Origin of the sequence: Pseudomonas violetae (assembly GCF_023072615.1) — a bacterium.
GTDB lineage: Bacteria > Pseudomonadota > Gammaproteobacteria > Pseudomonadales > Pseudomonadaceae > Aquipseudomonas > Aquipseudomonas violetae.
In genome coordinates this window covers 1-21920 of the sequence record NZ_JAKNRW010000034.1, presented here as the reverse complement: position 1 = coordinate 21920, position 21920 = coordinate 1, and the positions used below count along the sequence as shown (strand labels likewise).

17 protein-coding genes and 1 tRNA gene are annotated in these 21920 nt (G+C 59.2%); 13 read left to right on the top strand and 5 right to left on the bottom strand.

Annotated elements, in window-relative coordinates:
- Nucleotides 1-60 precede the first annotated feature (60 nt).
- Nucleotides 61-147: transfer RNA gene (locus L9059_RS25265), tRNA-Leu, on the bottom strand.
- 224 nt (nucleotides 148-371) lie between these two features.
- Between L9059_RS25265 and rnr the strand changes: the two genes are divergently transcribed.
- From rnr to L9059_RS25210, 11 genes are all read left to right on the top strand, one after another.
- Nucleotides 372-3002, top strand: a complete 2631-nt coding sequence (gene rnr / locus L9059_RS25260; protein WP_247293572.1) for a ribonuclease R — start codon at nucleotides 372-374, stop codon at nucleotides 3000-3002.
- Nucleotides 2999-3766: a 23S rRNA (guanosine(2251)-2'-O)-methyltransferase RlmB gene (rlmB, locus tag L9059_RS25255; RefSeq protein ID WP_247293570.1), complete on the top strand. Its 768-nt coding sequence runs from the start codon at nucleotides 2999-3001 to the stop codon at nucleotides 3764-3766. Before rnr ends, rlmB begins: the two co-directional genes overlap by 4 nt.
- 314 nt (nucleotides 3767-4080) lie before the next feature.
- Nucleotides 4081-4503, top strand: a complete 423-nt coding sequence (rpsF, locus tag L9059_RS25250; RefSeq protein WP_003217491.1) for a 30S ribosomal protein S6 — start codon at nucleotides 4081-4083, stop codon at nucleotides 4501-4503.
- Between the two features lie 28 nt (nucleotides 4504-4531).
- Nucleotides 4532-4762: a 30S ribosomal protein S18 gene (gene rpsR / locus L9059_RS25245; RefSeq protein ID WP_002551829.1), complete on the top strand. Its 231-nt coding sequence runs from the start codon at nucleotides 4532-4534 to the stop codon at nucleotides 4760-4762.
- 36 nt (nucleotides 4763-4798) lie between these two features.
- Complete coding sequence (locus L9059_RS25240) at nucleotides 4799-5692, top strand: YybS family protein (protein ID WP_247293568.1); 894 nt, start codon at nucleotides 4799-4801, stop codon at nucleotides 5690-5692.
- 19 nt (nucleotides 5693-5711) lie between these two features.
- Complete coding sequence (gene rplI / locus L9059_RS25235; protein ID WP_008035347.1) at nucleotides 5712-6158, top strand: 50S ribosomal protein L9; 447 nt, start codon at nucleotides 5712-5714, stop codon at nucleotides 6156-6158.
- A gap of 133 nt (nucleotides 6159-6291) precedes the next feature.
- Complete coding sequence (gene dnaB, locus L9059_RS25230) at nucleotides 6292-7686, top strand: replicative DNA helicase (protein ID WP_123599736.1); 1395 nt, start codon at nucleotides 6292-6294, stop codon at nucleotides 7684-7686.
- 285 nt (nucleotides 7687-7971) lie between these two features.
- Nucleotides 7972-10275 carry a YgiQ family radical SAM protein gene (locus L9059_RS25225; RefSeq protein WP_247293565.1) on the top strand — a complete coding sequence of 768 codons (2304 nt, stop codon included), beginning with the start codon at nucleotides 7972-7974 and terminating at the stop codon, nucleotides 10273-10275.
- 361 nt (nucleotides 10276-10636) lie between these two features.
- The gene (locus tag L9059_RS25220; RefSeq protein ID WP_247293563.1) at nucleotides 10637-13912 is read left to right on the top strand and encodes a transglutaminase family protein; all 3276 of its coding nucleotides are present in this window, start codon (nucleotides 10637-10639) and stop codon (nucleotides 13910-13912) included.
- An 88-nt stretch (nucleotides 13913-14000) separates the two neighbouring features.
- Entirely contained in the window at nucleotides 14001-16487 is a 2487-nt protein-coding gene (locus L9059_RS25215; protein WP_247293561.1) for a circularly permuted type 2 ATP-grasp protein, read from the top strand.
- Nucleotides 16487-17377 (top strand): transglutaminase family protein, encoded by an 891-nt coding sequence (locus tag L9059_RS25210; protein WP_247293559.1) that lies wholly within the window; start codon nucleotides 16487-16489, stop codon nucleotides 17375-17377. Before L9059_RS25215 ends, L9059_RS25210 begins: the two co-directional genes overlap by 1 nt.
- 90 nt (nucleotides 17378-17467) lie before the next feature.
- Here L9059_RS25210 and L9059_RS25205 read toward each other — a convergent pair whose 3' ends face one another.
- A complete protein-coding gene (locus L9059_RS25205; RefSeq protein ID WP_045061821.1) occupies nucleotides 17468-17656 on the bottom strand; it encodes a hypothetical protein in 189 nt (62 codons plus the stop codon).
- 68 nt (nucleotides 17657-17724) lie between these two features.
- The gene (locus tag L9059_RS25200; RefSeq protein ID WP_247293557.1) at nucleotides 17725-18312 is read right to left on the bottom strand and encodes a cytokinin riboside 5'-monophosphate phosphoribohydrolase; all 588 of its coding nucleotides are present in this window, start codon (nucleotides 18310-18312) and stop codon (nucleotides 17725-17727) included.
- Nucleotides 18313-18655: 343 nt separating this feature from the next.
- On the opposite strand from L9059_RS25200, the gene azu reads away from it, so the two are divergent.
- The gene (gene azu, locus L9059_RS25195) at nucleotides 18656-19102 is read left to right on the top strand and encodes an azurin (protein WP_247293555.1); all 447 of its coding nucleotides are present in this window, start codon (nucleotides 18656-18658) and stop codon (nucleotides 19100-19102) included.
- 125 nt (nucleotides 19103-19227) lie between these two features.
- On the opposite strand, the gene nadE is transcribed toward azu, so the two are convergent.
- Both nadE and pncB read right to left on the bottom strand, forming a co-directional pair.
- Nucleotides 19228-20055, bottom strand: a complete 828-nt coding sequence (nadE, locus tag L9059_RS25190; protein WP_247293553.1) for an ammonia-dependent NAD(+) synthetase — start codon at nucleotides 20053-20055, stop codon at nucleotides 19228-19230.
- Nucleotides 20056-20059: 4 nt separating this feature from the next.
- On the bottom strand, nucleotides 20060-21286 hold the full coding sequence (pncB, locus tag L9059_RS25185; RefSeq protein WP_247293552.1) for a nicotinate phosphoribosyltransferase: 1227 nt from the start codon (nucleotides 21284-21286) through the stop codon (nucleotides 20060-20062).
- A gap of 366 nt (nucleotides 21287-21652) precedes the next feature.
- On the opposite strand from pncB, the gene L9059_RS25180 reads away from it, so the two are divergent.
- Nucleotides 21653-21920: transposase (locus tag L9059_RS25180; RefSeq protein WP_247288250.1), on the top strand; the 268-nt coding region annotated here is incomplete at its 3' end.

The following is a 21920-nucleotide window of genomic DNA, read 5'->3' as shown; positions in this document are numbered from 1 at the left end:
AACCCGCTTTCGCGGGTTTTTGTGCGAGCCTTGAAATTGAACTAATCTCAAGCTCGAAATTGGTGCCCAGAAGAAGACTCGAACTTCCACGACCTTGCGGTCACCAGCACCTGAAGCTGGCGTGTCTACCAATTTCACCATCTGGGCAGTATCGACAACGTCTGCGTCGTCGATGGCGCGCACTATACGGAGCGTCTTTTTAACTGTAAACCCCTGGTATCAAAAAAACCTGGAAAATGTTACCAGCGGCATTTAAATCAGCGTTGAGGTGTCGATAAAGGGCTTTAGGTGGGCTGTCGCAGCCTGAAATTTCCCGTTTCATTACGCCTATGCCAAACTAACCCGCATATAGACAAGGTGAAAACTCTCTAATGGCCGATTGGCAGTCCCTCGATCCCGAGGCCGCTCGTGAAGCGGAAAAATATGAAAACCCTATTCCTAGCCGCGAACTGATCCTTCAGCATCTTGCTGATCGGGGTTCGCCAGCTAACCGCGAGCAACTGGTCGAAGAGTTTGGTCTGACCACAGAAGACCAGATCGAAGCCCTGCGACGCCGCCTGCGCGCCATGGAGCGCGACGCTCAACTCATCTACACCCGTCGTGGCACTTATGCGCCGGTGGACAAGCTCGACTTGATCCTCGGACGCATCAGCGGTCACCGGGACGGCTTCGGCTTCCTGGTGCCGGACGATGGCAGTGACGACCTGTTCATGAGCCCGGCGCAAATGCGCCTGGTGTTCGACGGTGATCGTGCCCTGGCCCGTGTTTCCGGCCTGGACCGTCGCGGTCGCCGTGAAGGCATGATCGTCGAAGTGGTGTCCCGTGCCCACGAGACCATCGTCGGTCGTTACTTCGAAGAGGGCGGTATCGGCTTCGTCGTCGCGGACAACCCGAAGATCCAGCAGGAAGTGCTGGTCACGCCGGGTCGTAACGCCAACGCCAAGATCGGTCAGTTCGTTGAGGTGAAGATCACTCACTGGCCGACCCCGCGCTTCCAGCCGCAAGGCGACGTGGTCGAGGTCGTGGGCAACTACATGGCGCCGGGCATGGAAATCGACGTCGCCCTGCGCGCGTACGATATCCCGCACGTCTGGCCTGAGGCGGTGTTGAAAGAAGCCGCCAAGCTCAAGCCTGAAGTCGAAGAGAAAGACAAAGAGAAGCGCATCGATCTGCGCCATCTGCCGTTCGTCACCATTGACGGTGAAGACGCGCGCGACTTCGATGATGCCGTTTACTGTGAAGCCAAGCCGGGCAAGCTGCGCCTGTTCTCCGGCGGCTGGAAGTTGTACGTGGCGATTGCCGACGTCTCCAGCTACGTGAAAATCGGCTCGGCCCTGGATAACGAATCCCAGGTGCGTGGCAACTCGGTGTACTTCCCTGAGCGCGTGATTCCGATGCTGCCGGAGCAGTTGTCCAACGGCCTGTGTTCGCTGAACCCGCACGTCGATCGCCTGGCCATGGTTTGCGAGATGACCATCTCCAAATCCGGTGAGATGACCGACTACTGCTTCTACGAGGCCGTGATCCATTCCCACGCCCGCCTGACCTACAACAAGGTCAGCGCGATGCTGGAGACGCCGAAACTCACCGAGGCGCGTCAGCTTCGCGGCGAGTACAACGATGTCCTGCCGCACCTCAAGCAGCTTTACGCGCTGTACAAAGTGCTGCTGGGCGCGCGTCACGTGCGTGGTGCGATCGATTTCGAAACCCAGGAAACCCGGATCATCTTCGGCACCGAGCGCAAGATTGCCGAAATTCGTCCGACCGTTCGTAACGATGCGCACAAGCTGATCGAGGAATGCATGCTGGCGGCCAACGTGGCCACCGCGGAATTCCTGAAGAAGCACGAAATTCCTGCTCTGTATCGCGTGCACAACGGTCCGCCACCGGAGCGTTTGGAAAAACTGCGCGCCTTCCTTGGCGAGCTCGGCCTGTCCCTGCACAAAGGCAAGGACGGCCCGTCGCCGAAGGATTACCAGGCATTGCTGGCGAGCATCAAGGATCGTCCGGATTTCCACCTGATCCAGACCGTCATGCTGCGTTCGTTGAGCCAAGCGGTTTATAGCGCTGATAACCAGGGCCACTTCGGCCTGAATTACGAAGCCTATACCCACTTCACCTCGCCGATCCGCCGTTACCCGGACTTGCTCACGCACCGGGCGATCCGCAGCGTCATCCATTCGAAACAGGACACCCCGCACGTTCGCCGTGCCGGTGCGATGACCATTCCGAAAGCGCGCATCTATCCGTACGACGAAGCGGCCCTCGAGCAGCTTGGCGAGCAGTGCTCGATGAGCGAGCGCCGTGCCGACGAAGCGACCCGCGATGTGGTGAACTGGCTCAAGTGCGAGTTCATGAAGGATCGCGTGGGTGAATCGTTCCCGGGTGTGATCACCGCCGTGACCGGTTTCGGCCTGTTCGTCGAGCTGACCGATATCTACGTCGAAGGCCTGGTGCACGTCACCGCGCTGCCGGGCGATTACTACCACTTCGATCCTGTGCACCACCGCCTCGCCGGTGAGCGTACCGGTCGCAGCTTCCGCCTTGGCGACACCGTTGAAGTGCGCGTGATGCGCGTTGACCTCGACGAGCGCAAGATCGACTTCGAGATGGCTGAAAAAACCATCAGCGCGCCAATCGGCCGCAAGAAGCGCGGGACTGAAAAAACCGAGCCTGCCAGCAAGTCCGCAGCTAAAACAGCTGCCGAGCCGGCTACAGCCAAAGCCGGTCGTCGCCCTGCGAAGGAGAAGGCTGTCGAAGCCTATCGTCCGAGCGATGCGGCGGCGAAAAACGCCGAGCTGCGCAAAAGCCGTGAATTGAAGCAGGCATTGCTGTCTGAAGCGAAAAGCGGCGGTAAAGCGGCGTCTGGGGGAAAGACCGGGCGGTCGGCGCCTGACAAGGCTCCCGGCAGCAAGCCGAGCAAACACCGTAAAGGCCCGCCCAAAGCGGGCTCGGCCCCAGCTAAAAGCGGCGGGGCGCGTAAACCTAAGGCCAAGTCATGAGTCAGTTGGAAAAAATCTACGGCTTGCATGCCGTAGAAGCGTTGCTTCGCCATCACCCGAAACGCGTCAAGCAGATCTGGTTGGCGGAAGGTCGCAGCGACCCTCGGGTGCAAACCCTGATCGAACTCGCTGCCGAGAATCGCGTGGCGGTCGGCAATGCCGAGCGTCGCGAGCTTGATGCCTGGGTTGAAGGCGTGCACCAGGGCGTGGTGGCGGACGTGAGTCCGAGCCAGGTCTGGGGTGAGGCGATGCTCGACGAGCTTCTCGATCGCACCGACGGCGCACCGCTGCTGCTGGTGCTCGACGGCGTGACCGACCCGCACAACCTTGGCGCCTGCCTGCGTTCTGCCGATGCGGCCGGCGCGCTGGCGGTGATTGTGCCGAAGGACAAGTCAGCCACGTTGACCCCGACGGTGCGTAAGGTCGCCTGTGGTGCGGCGGAAGTCATTCCGTTGGTTGCCGTGACCAACCTCGCGCGCACGCTTGAAAAGCTCAAGCAGCGCGGTTTGTGGGTTGTCGGCACGGCTGGCGAGGCTGAACAAAGTCTGTATCAGCACGACATGACCGGCCCGACCATCCTGATCATGGGGGCAGAAGGCAGCGGCATGCGTCGCTTGACCCGCGACCTGTGCGACTACCTGGTGCATCTGCCGATGGCCGGCAGCGTCAGCAGCCTTAACGTATCAGTGGCGACGGGCGTCTGTCTGTTCGAAGCCCAGCGTCAGCGCAGCGTAAAAGCTGCCGGAACCGGCAAAAAGTCCTGAATCAGTTGTAATCCCTGTGGGAGCGAGCTTGCTCGCGATTGCGGAGTAACATTCAGCATCAGTGTTGAATGTCATGCCCTCATCGTGAGCAAGCTCGCTCCCGCAGTGGTTTGTGGTGGGGCAAAAAATAGTGGGTGAACGAACTGTTCAAATAATCACCAATTACCTTGCACCTCTTCCGCCCCTTCTCTACAATTGCGCCCCTTGCTGTGACGGCAGGCACGCATGTGTCTATCGCAAGCAAGTCCATAAGTGTCATTCACTCCTTGTCTGACCGCTTTTGAGCGGCAGGCTACAACCCGTAAGGAGCATTCATGCGTCATTACGAAATCATCTTTTTGGTCCACCCGGATCAAAGCGAGCAAGTCGGCGGCATGGTAGAGCGTTACACCAAGCTGATCGAAGAAGACGGCGGCAAAATCCACCGTCTGGAAGATTGGGGCCGTCGTCAACTGGCCTACGCAATCAACAATGTTCACAAGGCTCACTACGTGATGCTGAACGTTGAATGCACTGGCAAGGCCCTGGCCGAGCTGGAAGACAACTTCCGCTACAACGATGCAGTGATCCGTAACCTGGTCATCCGTCGCGAAGAAGCCGTTACCGGCCAATCCGAGATGCTCAAGGCTGAAGAAAACCGCAGTGAGCGCCGTGAGCGTCGCGACCGTCCTGAGCACGAAGGCGCTGAAAGCGCTGATAGTGATGACAGCGACAACAGCGATAACGCTGACGAGTAATCCACGGACCTTTTGAGGAGCCTATTACATGGCACGTTTCTTCCGTCGTCGTAAATTCTGCCGCTTCACCGCTGAAGACGTGAAAGAGATCGATTACAAAGATCTCAACACTCTGAAAGCCTATGTATCCGAGACCGGCAAAATTGTTCCAAGCCGTATCACCGGTACCAAAGCTCGTTATCAGCGTCAGCTGGCCACCGCTATCAAGCGCGCCCGCTTCCTGGCCCTGCTGGCCTACACCGACAGCCACGGCCGCTGAGACCGGGCAGTCGACTCGTAGCAAAGGATTGAATGCATGCGTGCCATAGCTGAGTTCATCATGCGCGGCCGTATGCAGGCCACTCTCGTAGTGGCTGGATGCGCGGCATTGCCGTTGTTGTATTGGTTGGGTGCTGCCGCAGGATGCTTCGTGCTCCTGCGGCGCGGATTGAAGGACGCGACGAGCGTTCTTGCTCTGGGACTGCTGCCGGCCTTGGTCTGGTGGCTTTATGCCGATGACCCACGCTCACTTCTGGTGCTGCTGGGGTCTTGGAGCCTTGCGTTGGTTTTGCGCGCAAGCGAGTCCTGGAGCCGCGTGCTGCTGGTCAGCATAGCGATGGGAGTGGTGTTTTCGGTGGTGCTGGGGATGGTTTTTGGTCCCCAGATAGAGATGCTGGCGCAGGCCTTGATAAAGGTCATGCCGTCGCTACTCGGCGATGTCTACCAGAAGTTGTCGGTAGACGAGCAAGCGCATTTTGCGTCCCTGATTGCACCGGTCCTGACTGGCCTGATTGCGGCCTTGTTGCAAATCGTCAGTGTGCTGAGCCTGATTGTCGGGCGCTACTGGCAGGCGTTGTTGTACAACCCGGGTGGTTTTGGTCGCGAATTTCGCGCCATCCGATTCCCGCTTCTACCAGCGATGTTGCTGCTGGCGTGCATGCTTCTGGGGCCGAACATCGGTCCACAGATGGCCATGTTGACGCCGTTGTGCAGCGTACCGCTGGTGTTCGCCGGACTGTCCCTGATTCATGGGCTGGTGGCGCAGAAGCGATTGGCCAGGTTCTGGCTGGTGGGGTTGTACGTCACGCTGTTGCTGTTCATGCAGCTGATCTATCCGTTGCTGGTGGTCTTGGCCATCGTCGACAGCCTGATTGATTTTCGCGGTCGTCTGGCGCCGAAAGACGCCGATAACGCGAACGGTGAAGGTTAAAAGTTAAGAGGATTTTCACATGCAACTGATCCTTCTGGAAAAAGTCACCAACCTGGGCAACCTGGGTGACAAAGTGAACGTTAAGGCTGGTTACGGTCGTAACTACCTGCTGCCTTACGGCAAAGCTACCGCTGCGACCCCAGCCAACCTGGCTGCGTTCGAAGAGCGTCGTGCTGAGCTGGAAAAAGCCGCAGCAGACCGTAAAACTTCGGCTGAAAGCCGTGCCGCCCAACTGGCTGAGCTGGAAGTGACTATCACTGCCACCGCTGGTGACGAAGGCAAGCTGTTCGGTTCGATCGGCACCCACGACATCGCTGATGCACTGACCGCCTCTGGCGTTGAAGTTGCAAAAAGCGAAGTTCGTCTGCCGAACGGCACCATCCGCAACGTAGGCGAATTCGACGTAGCCGTGCACCTGCACGCCGAAGTTGAAGCCACCGTACGCGTTGTCGTGGTAGCAGCTTAAGCAGCACTTGTCGGCTGGCACCCTCGGGTGCTTGCCGGTAACATCGGGCACGATCCTGTTTACAGGTCGTGCCCTTTGTCTTTCTGCGGTTCCTGTTTTTCACACCCTGCTTTTCTAATATAACCAAGTGGCCATGAACGATATCTCCGCTCCTGAGCAATACGATCTGCAAACCGCTTCCCTGAAGGTGCCACCGCATTCCATCGAGGCCGAACAGGCTGTGCTCGGTGGTTTGATGCTGGACAACAACGCTTGGGAACGCGTGCTCGATCAAGTGTCGGACGGTGATTTCTATCGACATGACCACCGTCTGATCTTCCGTGCGATCGCCAAACTGGCGGACATGAACTCGCCAATCGACGTCGTGACCCTGGCCGAGCAATTGGACAAGGAGGGTCAGACTTCGCAAGTTGGCGGCCTTGGCTACCTCGGTGAATTGGCAAAAAACACGCCGTCCGTCGCTAACATCAAGGCTTATGCCCAGATCGTCCGGGCTCGGGCGACCTTGCGTCAGCTGATCGGCATTGCTTCTGAAATTGCCGACAGTGCCTTCAACCCGGAAGGCCGCACGGCAGAAGAGATTCTCGACGAAGCCGAACGGCAGATCTTTCAGATCGCCGAGGCCCGGCCAAAAACCGGCGGCCCGGTGAGCGTGAATGACCTGCTGACCAAGGCCATCGACCGCATCGACACCTTGTTCAACACCGACAACGCCATTACCGGCCTGTCCACCGGTTATACCGACCTCGACGGGATGACCAGCGGCCTGCAACCGTCAGACCTGATCATCGTCGCCGGCCGTCCGTCCATGGGTAAAACCACCTTTGCGATGAACCTGGTGGAAAACGCCGTGCTGCGCAGTGACAAATGCGTGCTGGTGTACTCGCTGGAGATGCCAGGTGAATCGCTGATCATGCGTATGTTGTCGTCCCTGGGTCGCATCGACCAGACCAAGGTCCGGGCCGGTCGCCTGGACGATGACGATTGGCCACGCCTGACTTCGGCGGTCAACCTGCTCAACGATCGCAAGCTGTTCATTGACGATACGGCGGGTATCAGCCCCTCGGAGATGCGCGCACGGACCCGGCGCCTGGTGCGTGAGCACGGCGATGTCGCCTTGATCATGATCGACTACCTGCAATTGATGCAGATTCCGGGTTCCGGGGGCGACAACCGGACCAACGAGATTTCCGAAATCTCCCGTTCCTTGAAAGCCTTGGCCAAGGAATTCAACTGCCCGGTGGTGGCGCTGTCGCAGCTCAACCGCTCCCTGGAGCAACGTCCGAACAAACGCCCGATCAACTCCGACCTCCGGGAATCCGGAGCGATCGAGCAGGATGCTGACGTGATCATGTTTGTGTATCGGGACGAGGTGTATCACCCGGAGACCGAGCATAAAGGCATCGCCGAGATCATCATCGGCAAGCAGCGAAACGGCCCGATCGGCACGTCGCGACTGGCGTTCATCGGTAAATACACCCGCTTCGAAAACCTCGCGCCGGGCAGCTACAACTTCGACGACGAATAACGCCCAGGCAGGACGCTTGCCTGTGGCGAGGGAGCTTGCTCCCGCTCAGCTGCGCAGCAGTCGCAAAGCTGAGGAATGCGGTCCGTCTGGAAAAATTCGGTCGAAGGTTTTGGGGCCGCTTCGCTGCCCAGCGGGAGCAAGCTCCCTCGCCACAAGGGTTGCGCCTGGCCTCTGGATCTTTGCGCGAAACAGGCGCCGCAATTTCCGACCATAGTCGTCGGAATTGGTTAATTTTTGTGCTATATTCCGCGCCCGCGATTTTTCATCTCAACACCGGTCATCGTCATGCAAACAGCCAAGCCTTTATTTGACTATCCCAAGTACTGGGCCGAATGTTTCGGTCCAGCGCCATTCCTGCCGATGAGCAGGGAGGAGATGGATCAGCTTGGCTGGGATTCATGCGACATCATCATCGTCACCGGTGATGCCTACGTTGACCATCCGTCGTTCGGCATGGCAATCATCGGCCGGCTGCTGGAGTCCCAGGGCTTCCGCGTCGGGATCATTGCCCAGCCAAACTGGCAGTCCAAAGACGACTTCATGAAGCTCGGTGAGCCGAACCTGTTCTTCGGCGTCGCGGCCGGCAATATGGACTCGATGATCAACCGCTACACCGCCGACAAGAAAATTCGTTCTGATGACGCCTACACCCCTGGTGGCCTGGCTGGCAAGCGTCCGGACCGCGCGAGCCTGGTCTATAGCCAGCGCTGCAAGGAAGCCTACAAGAACGTGCCGATCGTGCTCGGTGGCATCGAAGCTTCCTTGCGCCGCATCGCCCACTACGATTACTGGCAGGACCGGGTACGCAACTCGATCCTGATCGACGCCTGCGCCGACATCCTGCTGTACGGCAACGCCGAGCGTGCGATCGTCGAAGTCGCCCAGCGCCTGTCCTACGGTCACAAGATCGAAGACATCACCGACGTGCGCGGCACCGCGTTCATCCGTCGCGACACGCCGAAAGACTGGTACGAAGTCGACTCCACGCGCATCGACCGTCCGGGCAAAATCGACAAGATCATCAACCCGTACGTGAACACCCAAGACACCCAGGCCTGTGCGATTGAACAGGAAAAGGGACCGATCGAGGACCCGAGCGAAGCCAAGGTCGTACAGATCCTCGCCAGCCCGCGTATGACTCGCGATAAAACCGTGATTCGTCTGCCATCGGTTGAAAAAGTTCGTGGCGACGCGGTTCTGTACGCGCACGCCAACCGCGTGCTGCACCTGGAAACCAACCCGGGTAACGCCCGTGCCCTGGTACAAAAGCATGGCGAAGTCGACGTCTGGTTCAACCCGCCGCCGATTCCGATGACTACCGAAGAAATGGACTACGTGTTCGGCATGCCCTATGCGCGCATTCCGCACCCGGTGTATGGCAAGGAAAAAATCCCTGCCTACGACATGATCCGCTTCTCGGTGAACATCATGCGCGGCTGCTTTGGTGGCTGCACCTTCTGCTCGATCACCGAGCATGAAGGCCGGATCATTCAGAACCGTTCCGAAGAGTCGATCATTCGCGAAATCGAAGAAATCCGCGACAAAGTGCCAGGTTTCACCGGTGTCATTTCCGACCTCGGCGGCCCGACCGCGAACATGTACCGCATCGCCTGCAAAACCCCGGAAATCGAATCTGCGTGCCGCAAGCCGTCGTGCGTGTTCCCGGGCATTTGCCCGAACCTGAACACCGATCACTCGTCGCTGATCCAGCTGTATCGCAGCGCCCGCGCGCTGCCGGGTGTGAAAAAGATTCTGATCGCTTCCGGCCTGCGCTACGACCTCGCGGTCGAGTCGCCGGAATACGTCAAAGAGTTGGTGACTCACCACGTCGGTGGTTACCTGAAGATCGCCCCGGAACACACCGAGGAAGGTCCGCTCAACCAGATGATGAAGCCGGGCATTGGCAGCTATGACAAGTTCAAGCGCATGTTCGAGAAGTACTCCAAGGAAGCCGGGAAAGAGCAGTACCTGATTCCGTACTTCATCGCCGCCCACCCGGGCACCACCGACGAAGACATGATGAACCTGGCCTTGTGGCTCAAAGGCAACGGCTTCCGGGCCGACCAGGTGCAGGCGTTCTACCCGTCGCCGATGGCTACCGCCACCGCGATGTATCACTCGGGCAAGAACCCGCTGCGTAAGGTCACTTACAAAAGTGACGCTGTGACCATCGTCAAGAGCGAAGAGCAGCGTCGCCTGCACAAGGCGTTCTTGCGTTACCACGACCCGAAAGGCTGGCCGATGCTGCGTGAAGCGCTGACCCGCATGGGCCGCGTCGACCTGATCGGCCCGGGCAAGAACCAGTTGATCCCATTGCATCAACCGGCAACCGACAGCTACCAGAGCGCCCGTCGCAAGAACTCGACACCGGCTGGCAGCCATAAAGTGGCAGGCGAGAAGACCACCAAGATCCTGACTCAACACACCGGTCTGCCACCGCGTGCCAGCGATGGCGCCAACCCGTGGGACAAACGTGAACAGGCCAAGGCGGCGGCGTTTGCCCGCAATCAACAGGCCGCCAAGGACCGCAAGGACGCGGCCAAAGGCAAAGGGCCCAAGCCTACGCGTAAGCCGGTTGTGCCGCGCTAAACGCTCAAAGCAGTTAACAGAACGCCAACCTTCGGGTTGGCGTTTTGCATAGCAGGGGTGGCGAGTTTCATTTGTGGCGAGGGAGCTTGCTCCCGCTCGGCGGCGAAGCCGTCGCTGATGCTGACTCCTGGCCATATCTGACACCGACATAGGGCCGCTTCGCGCCCCATCGGGAGCAAGCTCCCTCGCCACAGAAGTCGGGTGGTGCCACATATCCGTGCAAACGATGCAAACCAATTTCCCGCATCGCCCGATTTTGGTGCTGTACTGCCCTAAGCAAATCTGTGAAAGCGCCGGCGCTGCTGGATGGCATAAGTCTTGCGCGCTTTCGAATACGCTTAGGGCTCGCAGGAGGCACGCCGTGTCGATACATGTCGCATTGCATCACGTCACGCATTACCGCTACGACCGCGCCGTGGAGCTCGGTCCGCAGATCGTTCGCCTGCGCCCGGCGGCCCACAGTCGCACACGGATTTTGTCCTATGCGCTGAAAGTCTCGCCCGAGCAGCACTTCATCAACTGGCAGCAGGATCCCCAGGGCAATTACCTGGCGCGGTTGGTGTTCCCGGAAAAAACCGAAGAGCTGCGAATCGAAGTCGATCTGCTGGCGGAAATGGCCGTATTCAATCCCTTCGATTTTTTCCTCGAGCCCTATGCCGAGAAAATTCCATTCAACTACGCTGCCGACGAGCGTAAAGAACTGGCGCCGTACCTGGAAACCTTGCCGCTGACGCCGAAGTTCAAGGCGTACCTGGATGGCATCGACCGCACGCCGCTGCCCAGCGTGGATTTCCTGGTGGCGCTCAACCAGCGCCTGAGCGAAGACATCGGCTATCTGATCCGCATGGAGCCCGGCGTTCAAACCCCCGAGCACACCCTCGAACATGCCTCCGGCTCCTGCCGCGATTCGGCGTGGTTGCTGGTGCAATTGCTGCGCAACCTTGGGCTGGCGGCACGGTTTGTCTCTGGCTACCTGATTCAATTGACAGCCGATGTGAAAAGCCTCGACGGCCCTTCGGGCACGGAGGTGGACTTCACCGACCTGCACGCCTGGTGCGAGGTCTACTTGCCCGGTGCGGGCTGGATCGGCCTGGACGCGACGTCAGGGCTGTTTGCCGGTGAAGGACATATTCCGTTGGCCTGTAGTCCGGATCCGGGCTCTGCGGCACCGATCAGTGGCTTGGTGGAACCATGCGAGTGCGAATTTGCCCATGAAATGTCCGTGGAGCGGATTTGGGAAGCGCCGCGGGTTACAAAGCCCTACACCGAAGACCAGTGGCTGGCGATCCAGGCGTTGGGCCGGCAGATCGATGCCGACCTGCTGGAAGGCGACGTGCGCCTGACCATGGGCGGCGAACCGACGTTCGTGTCCATCGATGACCCGGACGGTGCCGAGTGGAACACCGCCGCACTGGGGCCGGACAAACGTCGGCTGTCCGCCGAGCTGTTCCAGCGCATGCGCAAACACTACGCGCCCAACGGTCTGGTGCACTTTGGTCAAGGCAAGTGGTACCCCGGCGAGCAGCTCCCACGCTGGTCGCTGAACTGCTACTGGCGCCGGGACGGTGTGCCGATCTGGCACAACAGCGCACTGATTGCCGATGAGCAGGAAGACTACGGTGCCGATGGTGAGCTTGCCGGGCGTTTTCTGGCAAGTGTCGCCGAACGCTTGAAAATTGCGACACGTTTCGTGTTTCCAGCCTACGAAGACAATTTCTATTACCTCTGGCGTGAAGGCGCGTTGCCGCAGAATGTCAGCGCTGAAGATTCTCGTCTGGAGGAGCCGTTGGAGCGGGCGCGACTGCGCAAAGTCTTCAGTCAGGGGCTGGACAAAGTCATTGGCCAGGTCCTGCCACTGGCGCGCACCGCCAAGGGCGACCAATGGCAAAGCGGTCGTTGGTACTTGCGCGAGGAGCACTGCCGATTGGTGCCCGGGGATTCGCCGCTGGGTTATCGCTTACCGCTGGGGTCGCAGCCTTGGGTGAAGGCCGCAGAGTATCCGTTCATTCATCCCAATGATCCGAACCAGGATTTCCCGATACTGCCCGACACCATGGCGTTGAACAGTCCCGGCACGCCGGCCGAGGTGATTGAACGCGAACCGAAAGTCGACGAATCCGCCGACTGGCTGACTCGCACCGCGTTCTGCGCCGAAGCGCGTGAAGGCCGGTTGTACCTGTTTATGCCGCCGCTGGAGCGGGTTGAGGATTACCTGGAGCTGGTCACCGCCATCGAGGCCACGGCCCAGGAACTGCATTGCCCGGTGTTGCTGGAAGGCTATGAACCGCCAAGCGATCCGCGCCTGAGCAACTTCCGCATCACCCCGGACCCGGGCGTGATCGAGGTCAACGTGCAACCATCCGCAACGTGGGATGAATTGGTGGAGCGCACGGAATTTCTCTATGAAGAAGCACGCCAGACCCGACTGACCACTGAAAAATTCATGATCGACGGGCGGCATACCGGCACTGGCGGCGGTAACCATTTCGTCCTGGGTGGCGCGACTCCGGCTGACTCACCATTCCTACGGCGTCCGGATCTGCTGCGCAGTCTGATCAGTTACTGGCATAACCACCCGTCCTTGTCCTACCTGTTTTCCGGATTGTTCATCGGCCCGACATCCCAGGCACCACGGGTGGACGAAGCGCGTAACGACGCGTTGTACGAGTTGGAAATCGCCTTTTCCCAGATGCCGAAGCCGGGGGAAGAGTGCGCGCCGTGGCTGGTGGATCGATTGCTGCGCAACCTGTTGATTGATGTCACCGGCAACACCCACCGCGCCGAGTTCTGCATCGACAAGCTCTACTCGCCGGACGGCGCTACCGGGCGTCTGGGTTTGCTGGAATTGCGCGCCTTTGAAATGCCGCCCCATGCGCGCATGAGCCTGGCTCAGCAGTTGTTGCTGCGAGCACTCGTGGCGCGGTTCTGGCGCGAGCCTTATGCGCCACCAAAACTGGCGCGCTGGGGCACCGAGCTGCACGATCGCTTCCTGTTGCCCCATTTCATCGAGCAGGATTTCGCCGATGTCATTGTCGATCTCAACGCTGCCGGTTATCCGGTTCGGGCCGAGTGGTTTGCCGCGCATCTGGAGTTCCGTTTTCCCAAGGTCGGTGATTACGCCGTCAGTGGTATCGAACTCGAAGTGCGCCAAGCGCTGGAGCCTTGGCATGTCCTGGGCGAGGAGGGCGCGGTCGGCGGTACCGTGCGTTATGTGGATTCGTCCCTGGAGCGCTTGCAGGTCAAGCTTACCGGCATGACGCCGCAGCGTTATCTGTTGACCTGCAACGGCATCCCGGTGCCACTGCAACCCACCGGCCGGGTCGGCGAGTTCGTCGCGGGTGTTCGATTCCGTGCCTGGCAACCGTCCAACTGCCTGCAACCGACCATCCCCGTTCACGCGCCGCTGGTGTTCGATGTGCTCGACACCTGGATGGAGCGCTCGTTGGGTGGTTGTCAGTACCACGTCGCCCACCCGGGCGGGCGCAACTACGACAGCCTGCCGGTGAATGCCAACGAGGCGGAGAGCCGGCGGATGGCTCGATTCTTCCGAATCGGACACACGCCAGGGAAACTTCCTATACCCAACGTGACGATTAACGACGAGCTGCCGATGACGCTCGATTTGCGACGTTTCTAAGCCTTACGCGACGCTCGGATTTTTCGTATATCCGAGCGTCATGAGCCTGCGTTAGTCTGACCGTTCTTTGCTGTCTGCCGAGCTTTCCATGCCTGATCTGCTTGACCGCTACCCGCTGACGGCGGGTACTTATCACGAACTGCTCGACGACAGCGGCGCCGTTCGCCCGCACTGGCGTCGTCTGTTCGACCAATTGCAACGCAGCACCCCGACGCAACTGGTGCAGCGCCAGGCGTTGCTGACTCGGCAAATCCAGGAAAACGGCGTGACTTACAACGTCTACGCCGACCCCAAGGGCGCTGATCGTCCCTGGGAACTGGACTTGTTACCCCATGTAATTGCCGCCGATGAGTGGCAGCAATTGTCCACCGGGATTGCTCAGCGGGCTCGGCTGCTCAACGCGGTGCTGGCGGATTTGTATGGTCCGCAGCGTTTGATCGCCGAAGGTCTGTTACCTGCCGAACTGGTATTTGGACACAACAACTTTCTCTGGCCGTGTCAGGGCATTGCTCCACCTGACGGGGCTTTTCTGCATCTGTATGCCGTAGATCTGGCGCGCACGCCCGACGGTCGCTGGTGGGTGACAGCGGACCGGACCCAGGCTCCGTCGGGTGCCGGCTATGCGCTGGAGAACCGCACCATCGTGTCCCGGGCTTTCCCCGAGTTGTACCGCGACTTGAAGGTGCAGCACCTGGCCGGTTTTTTTCGCACCTTGCAGGAAACCCTGGACCGCCAGGCACCGAGCGACGATGAAGCGCCGCTGGTGGTGCTGTTGACGCCAGGTCGGTTCAACGAAAGCTATTTTGAACATTTGTACCTCGCGCGTCAGCTCGGTTATCCCCTGGTGGAGGGCGGCGACCTGACGGTTCGCGACGCCACCGTCTACCTGAAAACCCTGAGCGGTCTGCGCCGGGTGCACGCGATTATGCGTCGCCTCGACGATGACTTCTGCGATCCGCTGGAGCTGCGTACCGACTCGGCCCTCGGTGTGCCGGGTTTGCTGGATGCCGTGCGTCAGGGACGAGTGTTGGTGGCCAACGCCCTCGGCAGCGGTGTACTGGAATCGCCGGGACTGCTGGGCTTCCTTCCGAGGATCAACCAATTCCTGTTCGGTGAAGAGCTGATCCTGCCGTCCATCGCCACCTGGTGGTGTGGTGAGGCGCCGGTGCTCGCGCAAGCACTGGAGAAATTGCCGGAATTGCTGATCAAACCGGCGTTTCCGTCCCAGAGCTTTGCGCCGGTGTTTGGTCGTGATTTGAGTGAAAAACAGCGTCGGGCGCTGGCCGAGCGCATGCAGGCCAGGCCTTATGCTTATGTCGCGCAAGAACTGGCGCAACTGTCCCAGGCGCCTATCTGGCAGGCCGAGGATGGTCAATTGCAACCGCGAGCCATTGGCATGCGCGTATATGCCGTGGCGAGTCGCGACGGCTATCGGGTGTTGCCTGGCGGTTTGACCCGTGTGGCGGCGCAGGCCGATGCTGAAGTGGTGTCGATGCAACGCGGTGGCGCGAGCAAAGACACTTGGGTGTTGGGGGATCGTCCACCGAGCGGTGAGCAATGGAAAACCCAGCGCACGATTGGTGTCCACGATCTGGTGCGACGGGATCCGTATCTGCCATCGCGAGTGGTCGAGAACCTGTTCTGGTTCGGCCGTTACTGCGAACGCTGTGACGACAGTGCGCGGCTGCTGCGGGTCATGCTGGCACGCTATGTCGACGGTGATGATCCGCAAGCGCTGGAGGCGGCGGTCGATCTCGGTGAGCGCCTGAATCTATTACCCGATGAAGGCGAACTATCGGAACGCTTGCTGGCTGCATTGCTTGGCGATGACTGGCCGTTCAGCCTGCGTTCCAACCTGCAACGTCTGCAGTGGGCGGCCTCGCAAGTGCGCGGCAAACTCTCCCGGGAAAACTGGCAGGCGCTGGTGGAGTTGCAGCGCGAAGCCATGGAACTGGAAACCGAAGAGCCGGATTTTGGGGAGTTGCTGGATTTCCTCAACCGTCTGGTAATGTCCTTGGCGGCGCTCTCCGGTTTTGCCTTGGACGACATGACTCGGGACGAAGGCTGGCGGTTTTTGATGATCGGCCGGCGGATCGAGCGCTTGCAGTTTCTCAGTGGCAGCCTCGCTGCATTTCTGCGCGGTTCCGGGGCTTTCGATCAGGCCGGGCTGGAATGGTTGCTGGAACTGGGCAATAGCAGCATTACCTACCGCTCGCGGTACCTGGCGGTGGCGCAATTGATCCCGGTGCTTGATCTATTGCTGCTGGATGAGCAGAACCCTCATGCGGTGTTGTTCCAGTTGAAACTGGTGACTCGCACATTGAAGCGCTTGAACGACGATTTCGGTGCTCCGCGAGAAGCTTGCCTGACTCAGTTGGTGGAGCGTTTGATGCATTTCGATCTGGGCTGCCTGGAAAATTCGCTGTTCGGTGAAGCCAGCGTCCACGCGGCCATCGAAGGCTTGGCCGATTTGCTGCAAGAGATCGCCGATGCCAGCGGCCAGGTTTCGGATCGCCTGGCCTTGCGCCATTTTGCCCATGTCGATGATGTCAGCCAGCGCACGGTGTCCGTCTGATGAATGCCCGTTACCAGATTTTCCACGACACTCATTATCACTACGACAGTCCGGTGTCTCTGGCGCAGCAATTGGCGCATTTGTGGCCGCGAGCCTGCACCTGGCAGCGCTGCACGGCGCTGGGGTTGTTGATCAGTCCTGAGCCCACGACCCGCCGCGACGAACTGGACGTGTTCGGCAATCCGCTGACCCGCCTGGCATTCGAACGGCCCCACGATGAGTTGCTGGTGAACGCCGAACTTACTGTCGAAGTACTGGCCCGGCCAACCCTGGATTTCAATCAATCCCCGGCCTGGGAAGACACTCGCAATACACTGACCTATAGCAGTCAGCCGCTCTCACCCGAGTTGCTGGAGGCTTGTCGCTATCGATTCGAATCGCCATACGTGCATTTGAAGCGCAATTTCGTCGAGTTTTCCGAAAGCTGCTTTCCGCCCGGGCGTGCGTTGTTGCTGGGTGTCCAGGCGTTGATGGAGAAGATTTTCAGCGAGTTCACTTTTGATGCCGAAGCGACCCAAGTGGCCACACCGTTGGTGGAAGTGCTGGAGCGGCGGCGCGGCGTTTGCCAGGACTTCGCCCATCTGATGCTCGCGTGCGTACGCTCCCGAGGTTTGGCGGCGCGCTATACCAGCGGATACCTGCTGACTCAGCCACCACCCGGCCAGCCACGACTGATCGGCGCCGACGCCTCGCATGCCTGGGTGTCGGTGTTTTGCCCGGTACTGGGTTGGGTCGATTTTGATCCGACCAACAATGTGCAGCCGGCACTGGAGCACATCACCCTGGCCTGGGGCCGTGATTTCTCGGATGTGTCGCCGTTGCGTGGGGTGATTCTGGGGGGCGGTAATCACGACCCGGAAGTCCGTGTCACCGTGATGCCGCTGGATTGACAAAGACCCTTGTAGGAGGGTCAGCAGCGCTGCTGCCAACCCTGGACACAGATCCGGTGGGCCTGATCAGATCATCCGGCCCTGAGGGTCTCAGGCGTCAGGCGCCTGATCTTTCGGTGCTGCGGTTTCGTCTGTGGCCACTTCACCTTCGGCATCCGGGTTCAGTGCTGCTGCTTCTTCTTCAGCTGTAGCTTTCTTGCGCTGAAGCTTTTCCTCTTTCTTCTGCTCCTTGGCCAAGTCTCTCTGACGTTTGGCGAAGGAATAATTAGGTTTAGCCATGGGCGATCCTCTGGGGTCGAAGGTGAGGTTGAGCGGCGCATATTCTGCCCTGTATCGGTGCCGAGCCGTTAGCTGGGTTTTTGCTCGGCCCATTTTGGCGTGACCACCGGTTGCCAGGCATCCAGTGCGTCGAGCAGGGTTTGCGGCGATTCGCTCGTTTGCAGCATGTCACGGTGCGCTTCGCGAACGAAGCCTTCGCCGACGATATGATCAAGAAAATCGGTCAATTTGCTGTAGAAACCGTTCACTTCGAGCAGGCCGAGTGGTTTTGCGTGATATCCGAGCTGACCCCAGGTCCAGACTTCGAACAGTTCTTCCAGGGTGCCGAGGCCGCCGGGCAATGCGATAAACGCATCGCTCAGTTCGGCCATCCGCGCCTTGCGCGCATGCATGCCATCAACCACTTCCAGGCGGGTCAGGCCACTGTGGCCGATTTCCTTGTCCTTGAGACTTTGCGGAATGATGCCAATGACTTCCCCGCCGGCTGCCAGGGCGGCATCCGCGACGATGCCCATCAAACCGACCGCACCACCGCCGTAGACCAGGGTCAGCTTGCGTTCGGCCAAGGCGCGCCCAAGGGCGGCAGCCGCTTCACGATACGCCGGGTGGGTGCCAGTGCTGGCACCGCAGAAAACACAAACGGATGTTAATGACATGCTTTGCTCCACGGTCACGATGACCACAGGGTAAAGCCTCGGCGTTAGCGATCCAAGGGTTAAAGGTCGCGGGCAGGTGTTTCGTAACTGCCGCTGGCACCACAGGCATAAGCGGCAAGCAGGCTGCACAACAGGCTATTGAGGGTCATGACGCAGGCTCCAGGTAAATGACGATGAGCCGATGATAGGGCCGGGCCAGACTTCTGGCTGGTAGATTATTTCGATCGGTGTCATAGCCCGAAAGTTGTATACAATATTTGATTCAGGTCATAGGAACTTGCGCGGTTTTCAGGCAGTCTTCTGTCCGTTCGCACTTTTGTTAACCCTGCCTTGGAGATTCACCATGTTTGCCAAACTAGTTGCGGTATCCCTGCTGACACTGGCCAGCAGCCAACTGATGGCTGCCGAGTGCAAGACCACCATCGACTCCACCGACCAGATGTCCTTCAACACTAAGGCCATTGAAATCGACAAGAGCTGCAAAACTTTTACCGTCGAGCTGACCCACTCCGGCAGCTTGCCGAAGAACGTCATGGGCCATAACTGGGTGCTGAGCAAAGAGGCTGACATGCAGCCGATCGCCACCGACGGCCTGGCTGCCGGTATCGACAAGAACTACCTGAAAGAAGGTGATGCGCGCATTATCGCTCACACCAACATCATCGGTGCCAAGGAAACCGACTCGGTGACTTTCGATGTGTCGAAGCTTGATGCTGCCGAAAAGTACGGCTTCTTCTGCTCGTTCCCGGGCCATATCTCGATGATGAAAGGCACGGTTACGCTGAAATAAGCGAATCGGGCTCATAAAAAAAGCGTCCTGCGAGGGACGCTTTTTTTGTGCCTGACGTTTGACCAAATCATCGGTCATCGCTAGCAGGCTAGCTAGCGATGACGTCGGTCCAGGCGCCGCCTTACTTATGGCGCAAACGGCATCACTCGCTTGTGATGGGTCTTTTTGTAAGTGTCGCAAATAATCTTGAACGCTTCCTCACGCACCGGCTCACCGTGCAGGAACGCGTCGATCTCGGTGTAGGTCACGCCATGGGACGCTTCGTCCGGTTTACCCGGCGACAGGTCTTCCAGGTCCGCAGTCGGGACTTTTTCCACCAGCGATTCCGGTGCGCCGAAACTACGGGCAATGGCCCGGACCTGGTTTTTCACCAGACCGCTCAACGGGGCCAGGTCGCAAGCACCGTCACCGAACTTGGTGAAGAACCCCATCACCGCTTCTGCCGCGTGGTCGGTGCCGATCACCAGGCCATGGGCCGCGCCGGCGATGGTGTACTGGGCGACCATGCGCATGCGCGCCTTGGTGTTGCCCAGCACAAAGTCGACCGACACCGCATGTTTGCCTTCGAAGGCTGCGACTTCGCTGGCCAGCGCCTTCACTGCCGGGCCAATGTTAACGGTGTGGCGCTCATCCGGGTCGATGAAATCCACCGAAGCCTGGGCGTCGTGTTCGTCGAACTGGGTTTCGTAGGGCAGGCGCACGGCAATGAACTTGTAGCTGTCGTCACCGCTGCGGGCGCGCAGTTCGCGCATGGCACGCTGGGCCAGCAGGCCTGCAGCGAGGGAATCGACACCGCCGCTGATCCCCAATACCAGGGACTTGAGCCCGGAGTTGACCAGGCAATCCTGAATGAACGTGATCCGTCGCACGACTTCGGCCTCAAGGGCGGCATCGTTGGCGAATGGCGGTTGAACCTTGAGCTGCTCAGCAATCTCACGCTGTACGGCTTGCATGAATTCACTCCTTGCTTGATGTGCTGGATGGGGCGGCAGGAACTTTGAAAACGTGTCGCAAATAGGCGACGAAGTTTGGGTCTTTGCAGTGGGTCTTGCCGGGCTCATCGGAAATCTTCGCCACGGGCTGACCGTTACAGGCGGCCATTTTAAGCACGATGCTCATCGGTTCAACCCCTGGAATATCACAGGTCAGGTTGGTCCCGATGCCAAAGCTGACATTGATCCGTCCGCGCAGCGCCCGGAATATTTCCAGGGACTTGGGCAGCGTCAGGCTGTCAGAGAACACCAGGGTCTTGCTCATCGGGTCGATGCCCAGCTTGTGATAGTGGGCGATGGCTTTTTCCGCCCAGATGATCGGATCCCCGGAGTCATGGCGCAGGCCATCAAAGAGTTTGGCGAAATAAAGGTCGAAATCATTGAGGAAGGCGTCGGTGGTGATGCAGTCGGTCAGTGCAATGCCGAGCAGGCCGCGATACTCGCGGACCCAGCAATCCAGGGCGGCAATCTGACTGTCAATCAGGCGCGGCCCCAGTTGCTGGTGGGCCATGATCCATTCGTGGGCCATGGTGCCCAAGGGCTTCATGTCCAGCTCCCGGGACAGGTGGACGTTGCTGGTGCCGACAAAGCGCCCAGGGAAGTCGTGCTTGAGCACGTTCACCACTTCTTCCTGCACCCGGTAGGAAAACCGGCGTCGAGTGCCGAAATCGGCTACCTGCAGCTCGGACAACTCATCGGTGCCAGCATTGGCCGTCAGCCAGTCGAACTTGCGATACAGCTGCTCGCGCGCCTGCTCCAGAACGACTTCCCGGTAGCGATAGCGGTTGCGCACTTCGCTGACGATGGACAGCAGGGGCACTTCGAACAGAATCACATGCAGCCATGGCCCGCGCAGACGGATGAACAGCTCACCGTTCTCGATACCGGTGTGCACGTAGCGCAGGTTGAAACGAAACAAGCCGAGGAATCGCAGGAAATCTGGCTTCATGAAGCTGATGCGCTCCATGAAACCCAGCTGATCGGCGGTCAGGCTCAGCTCGGCGAGGCGCTCGATCTGGAACCGAATTTCGGCCAGGTACGGACGCAGATCCTCGCTGTTGCGGCAACGAAACTCCCATTCCACTTCCACATTCGGGTAGTTGTGCAGCACCGCCTGCATCATCGTCAGTTTGTAGAAGTCGGTGTCGAGCAGGTTCTGCACGATGCGATCGGCAAATACGCTGTCGCTCATTGGTATCGCTCCATGCTGAACAGGTCGCAAAGTGCGACTGAGCAAGTCAAGTTTCAAGGTCTTCAGCACGAATCAGGTGCATGCCAACGATTGGTTTAAGAGGGACATAATGCCAGCCAGCCAGCTGGGGCGGGCGACATTTTTCTTTCTTGTGTGCTGGGCAAGTGCTCGCCTGCAAAGCCACGTCAACGCCCGGATTACTGTTGCTTGGGCAGTTGCCTACCTATCAGTTCTGTTAGTAGGCAAGTGTCGGTTGCTCGTTTAAGCTTCCTAAGCTCTCAAAGGTTGAGTCCTAAGGAAACTCTGAAAAAGACTTCCAAGTCTGGTGAAGTACGCCAGTCCCACGAACTGAACGGTTGAGCCCCGATGAAGCAAATGTCTTTCGCTGATGCCGAGTATGCCGGCAAACGTAAGCAGACCCGCCGTGAGCGTTTCCTGATTGAGATGGATCAGGTCGTGCCCTGGAAAGGCCTGATTGCGTTGATCGAGCCGCGTTATCCGAAGGGTGAAGGCGGTCGTCCGGCGTATCCGTTGATGGCCATGCTGCGGGTTCATCTGATGCAAAACTGGTTCGGCTACAGCGACCCGGCGATGGAAGAGTCCCTCTACGAAACCACGATTCTGCGCCAGTTTT

Bases quoted from the DNA above. Each gene is read 5' to 3' on its own strand.
- rnr (WP_247293572.1), top strand. From the start codon at position 372: ATGGCCGATTGGCAGTCCCTCGATCCCGAGGCCGCTCGTGAAGCGGAA.
- rlmB (WP_247293570.1), top strand. From the start codon at position 2,999: ATGAGTCAGTTGGAAAAAATCTACGGCTTGCATGCCGTAGAAGCGTTG.
- rpsF (WP_003217491.1), top strand. From the start codon at position 4,081: ATGCGTCATTACGAAATCATCTTTTTGGTCCACCCGGATCAAAGCGAG.
- rpsR (WP_002551829.1), top strand. From the start codon at position 4,532: ATGGCACGTTTCTTCCGTCGTCGTAAATTCTGCCGCTTCACCGCTGAA.
- L9059_RS25240 (WP_247293568.1), top strand. From the start codon at position 4,799: ATGCGTGCCATAGCTGAGTTCATCATGCGCGGCCGTATGCAGGCCACT.
- rplI (WP_008035347.1), top strand. From the start codon at position 5,712: ATGCAACTGATCCTTCTGGAAAAAGTCACCAACCTGGGCAACCTGGGT.
- dnaB (WP_123599736.1), top strand. From the start codon at position 6,292: ATGAACGATATCTCCGCTCCTGAGCAATACGATCTGCAAACCGCTTCC.
- L9059_RS25225 (WP_247293565.1), top strand. From the start codon at position 7,972: ATGCAAACAGCCAAGCCTTTATTTGACTATCCCAAGTACTGGGCCGAA.
- L9059_RS25215 (WP_247293561.1), top strand. From the start codon at position 14,001: ATGCCTGATCTGCTTGACCGCTACCCGCTGACGGCGGGTACTTATCAC.
- L9059_RS25210 (WP_247293559.1), top strand. From the start codon at position 16,487: ATGAATGCCCGTTACCAGATTTTCCACGACACTCATTATCACTACGAC.
- L9059_RS25205 (WP_045061821.1), bottom strand. From the start codon at position 17,656: ATGGCTAAACCTAATTATTCCTTCGCCAAACGTCAGAGAGACTTGGCC.
- L9059_RS25200 (WP_247293557.1), bottom strand. From the start codon at position 18,312: ATGTCATTAACATCCGTTTGTGTTTTCTGCGGTGCCAGCACTGGCACC.
- azu (WP_247293555.1), top strand. From the start codon at position 18,656: ATGTTTGCCAAACTAGTTGCGGTATCCCTGCTGACACTGGCCAGCAGC.
- nadE (WP_247293553.1), bottom strand. From the start codon at position 20,055: ATGCAAGCCGTACAGCGTGAGATTGCTGAGCAGCTCAAGGTTCAACCG.
- pncB (WP_247293552.1), bottom strand. From the start codon at position 21,286: ATGAGCGACAGCGTATTTGCCGATCGCATCGTGCAGAACCTGCTCGAC.